General features: G+C 51.8%; 2 protein-coding genes and 2 pseudogenes. 1 reads left to right on the top strand and 3 read right to left on the bottom strand.

The genetic code is table 11. The features are described from left to right. On the bottom strand, positions 1-172 hold a 172-nt coding region (locus AAY47_RS18835), incomplete at its 3' end, for a SymE family type I addiction module toxin (RefSeq protein ID WP_047771847.1). 79 nt (positions 173-251) lie between these two features. Further along, on the bottom strand, positions 252-611 hold the full coding sequence (locus tag AAY47_RS18830) for a helix-turn-helix domain-containing protein (RefSeq protein ID WP_047771845.1): 360 nt from the start codon (positions 609-611) through the stop codon (positions 252-254). A gap of 131 nt (positions 612-742) precedes the next feature. Between AAY47_RS18830 and AAY47_RS18825 the strand changes: the two are divergent. After that, positions 743-1,993, top strand: a pseudogene (locus AAY47_RS18825) (CHC2 zinc finger domain-containing protein); the annotation flags it as partial. On the opposite strand, the pseudogene AAY47_RS18820 reads toward AAY47_RS18825, so the two are convergent. Then, positions 1,973-3,256, bottom strand: a pseudogene (locus AAY47_RS18820) (type VI secretion system baseplate subunit TssF). The pseudogenes AAY47_RS18825 and AAY47_RS18820 overlap by 21 nt on opposite strands. Between the last annotated feature and the right edge of the window lie 338 nt (positions 3,257-3,594).

Genomic DNA, 3,594 nt, shown 5'->3' with positions numbered 1-3,594 from the left:
TCAGGGTACAGCCCTTATCAAACCCCGCCGCCTTAAGCCACTGGCCTTTAAGGTGGATTGCAGGCGGGGCCGTGGCCTTGTTATTTTGCGGCACGTATCCCACGGTGTAATAACGTTCTGTTTTGGCGGCTTTATTTACTGCACGGTTTTGCCTAGAATGCGCCTTAGCCATCATTCAACTCCAGATCAGTTGGTTGTGGTTAGCAGATTGTCAGTGTTGACGCACTGATAATCTGCGATCATGTTATGGACTACTCTTTCTTCTTAGCGGCCTGCCTTGCTGAATCCCAGCGCCGTGACTGATACTTGATAATCAGGCTTTCCAATACTTCCCGCACAATACCTTGTTCATCCTCAGGAAGCTGGCTGATAGCTTCAAACTGCAATGAAAGTTCACCGGTTGGCACACGGTCATGTGTATCAAATAACAAAAAATCCGTGCTGACATTCAGCGATGTGGCAATCTTTTTCAATACCTCAAGGGAAGGCTGTGCCTGCCCTGTCTCGTACTTCTTCCAGCTATTAGCATGAATGCCAATGGCATCCGCCATTGCCTGTTGGGATAGGCTACGTTGTTTACGTAACGCAATGAGTCTTTCAGATAAAGGCATAGGTAAACACCAGTAAATAGAATGACTCATGATTCTACTCCCAAAAAAATAACCGCTTGACTATGGTACATGTATATGTGCCATAATAAAACATATAAATGGTCTTGACAAGGTTTTGAGGGAACAAAGATATGGCTCGCATTCCCGACGCAGAATTACAGCACCTGAAATCCGCCGTCTCCTTAGTGGCCGTCATTGAGCAGCAGGGGCGGCAGCTTTTTAAGCGCGGCAAAGACCGGCTCGTGCTGTGCCCGTTCCATGAGGAGAAAACGCCCTCAATGGTCATTACGCCGTCGAAGAATCTTTATCACTGTTTTGGTTGCAGTGCGGGCGGCTCGGTGCTGGACTGGGTAATGAAAACCGAAAATCTGAGCCTGCGCCATGCCGCCGAACGCTTAAAGGCGATGCTGGGGCACAATCCGGCGGTTGAGCCGCTGGTACAGCCGGAAGAGCTGGCCAGTGATGCGATCGGCCAACAGGTGTTGCTGTCACGGGTGGTTGAGTTTTATCACCATACGCTGCTGAATGCGACAGAAGCACAGGCGTATCTGTCCAAACGGCGGCTCAATCATCCTGAACTGGTCAGCCATTTTAAGCTGGGCTTTGCCAACCGAACGCTCGCTTACCGCCTGCCACCCAGTAAGCAAAAGGCCGGCGCGGAGATCCGCCGCCGTCTGCAAGCGGTTGGCGTGCTGCGGGAGAACGGACGGGAGCATCTGCGCGGTTCGCTGGTTGTGCCGGTGAGGGGAACACAGGGGCAAATCCACGAACTGTACGGACGCATGATCAGTGATGATCTGCGGGCGTCGGTTATCCGCCATCTGTATCTGCCGGGCGCACATCAAGGCGTCTGGAATGAAGCCGCGCTGGGTACGTCCAAAACGCTTATCCTGTGTGAATCGCTCATTGATGCGCTGTCGTTCTGGGTGGCGGGGCAGCGCAATGTTACGGCGGCCTATGGTGTGCATGGCGTCACGGCGGATCACTGGCAGGTCTTTGAGCATCACGGCATTAAGCAGGTGCTGATCGCCTTTGATAACGATACCGCGGGCAATGATGCTGCCGTGAAACTGGCGGCGGCGCTGGTTGCCAAAGGGATCACGCCGCTGCGCGTGGTATTCCCGCCGGGCAGGGATGCCAACGAGTATCTGTGTCAGGTGGCTGAGCCAGAAACCGCCTTTGCCCTGCTGCTTGAGAGTGCCATGCCGATGCAGGATGTGGCCGGCATCGTTGCGGTTGAGCGCCAGACGGCTGAGCCGGACACCGTGCCAGAACCCGCTTCCCCTTTAGCCGCTGAACCTGCGCCCAGCGTGACACCGAATGTGGTCTGTGGATCCGGTGATCATGGCGAGCTGCTTATCTCAGTCGGGACACTGCAATGGTGAATGCGCGGGCACCGATTCCTGTGTGAGTGTAATATCACCGATACCCAGCTTCATGGCCTGCACATGGTAGCCGATGAGATGGGCACATACGGACTGAGGTGACAGGGTATTCGCCGTTTTTCCATCTATCCCGAAAAAGTGTATCTGGTTGTGAAGACGCCCCAGTAAATCGTCGGTTATCAGCGACTGAAAATAGACGTTATCGGGTTCCCCGGCATCCAGCAACCAGTCACTTTTGGGCTGAAAGCGGTCAATGGGCAGGAAATGACCAAGCTTGCCACGCGGTGCGCTTCCCTGAGCATTTTTCTCACCCGGTTGTTTCGCTGTTTGAATGCTTTTAACACGAAAAAGCCGCTCCGTTTCTGCCAGCGGCAGCGGATAACACGGGTTATCGGGCGTGAGTGAAACAGGCGGGCTGACCATCGGCACCAGATGCACGGCGGGGACACAACCCAACTGAAAGGCATCGCCCAAATCATCAATTGGCAGCTCGCCTTGCAGACGGATAATCAGTTTACAGGTGCCATCCGGGTTTAATGCTAAATCCTGTTGTTCGTTGATAGCTAACATCATGAAACTAAACACATGAGGCAGGCAGTAATACTCAGTCATTTGTTGTAAACGAGCAAAAGGCAGGTTTTCCGTGGGCAACAGGGGCTGCTGTAAATTTTCAGGCCAGCCCAGAAAATCACTCCCCCTGAGCTTTTTTTCATCCCCTGCTGTGCGCCAGTAGCAGTACTCAATATGCATATCCAGCCACAAACTTAATTGTGCCGCGCGGTGTGGATCGGTGCCCAGAAAGAAATACAGCTTTCCACCTGACCAGGCTGCCGAGGTATTTCCTGTCCGGTGCAACGTCAGCACAAGATCACTGTATTCCCGTGTCTTTTGGATCTGTTTATCCCGCACCACAAACGGCTCAATATGCAAGGGGCGGCAGGTGTGAAACGGTAAATTTTTCTCCCGTTCAGCAGCCGTAATCGGTGTGCATCAAGGGATCGTCGTCGGCGGTACGGGACGCAGGGCATGAGGCCAGATGCGTCCGAGCATTTCATGGGTGATTTGCGGAAAGTCGTCTTCAATGGTGCTGCGCAGATTTGAAGACAGCAGCGCAACACCTTCCAGCAAACGCTGAATATCCGGGTCATTGGGATGCGCCAGAAACTGGGCTAAATGCGGGTTTTCGGCGGCGGCGAGTTTCATCATTTCGCGCAGGTAGGCCAGTTCTTGTAGGTATAGCGATTCCTTCCGATTTTTCATGTTTCTCTTCCATACAGCGGCATTCAAACTATTCACTTATCGGTATTTAATTGAACATCTTTATGAATAATAAAGAAAATTTCGTTTCCTTGCTTATCGCGCGGAATTATACGTTAATTTAATTAATAAATTTCGATTTTTGTCTCAAATACAGAGTTTAAGCAACATTTTAAAATACAGGCTCTACAACCCATTGACCTTATCCGGCTCAGCCGTTAGCATCTTTCCTGTAACTTAATGATCTCATCGCCTGCAAAGATCGCCTTCGGGTGGCGAAGCAAATCTATGGTCTTCCCCGTTTTTGCAACACTCATTTTGATGTATGGTTGGCTTGCTTA

The sequence above is a fragment of the Xenorhabdus griffiniae genome (genome assembly GCF_001028135.1).
Lineage (GTDB): Bacteria > Pseudomonadota > Gammaproteobacteria > Enterobacterales > Enterobacteriaceae > Xenorhabdus > Xenorhabdus bakwenae.
This window is presented reverse-complemented; position numbering and strand designations above follow the sequence as displayed.

Excerpts from the sequence above, each read along its gene's own strand:
- AAY47_RS18830 (WP_047771845.1), bottom strand. The coding sequence starts at position 611 with ATGCCTTTATCTGAAAGACTCATTGCGTTACGTAAACAACGTAGCCTA.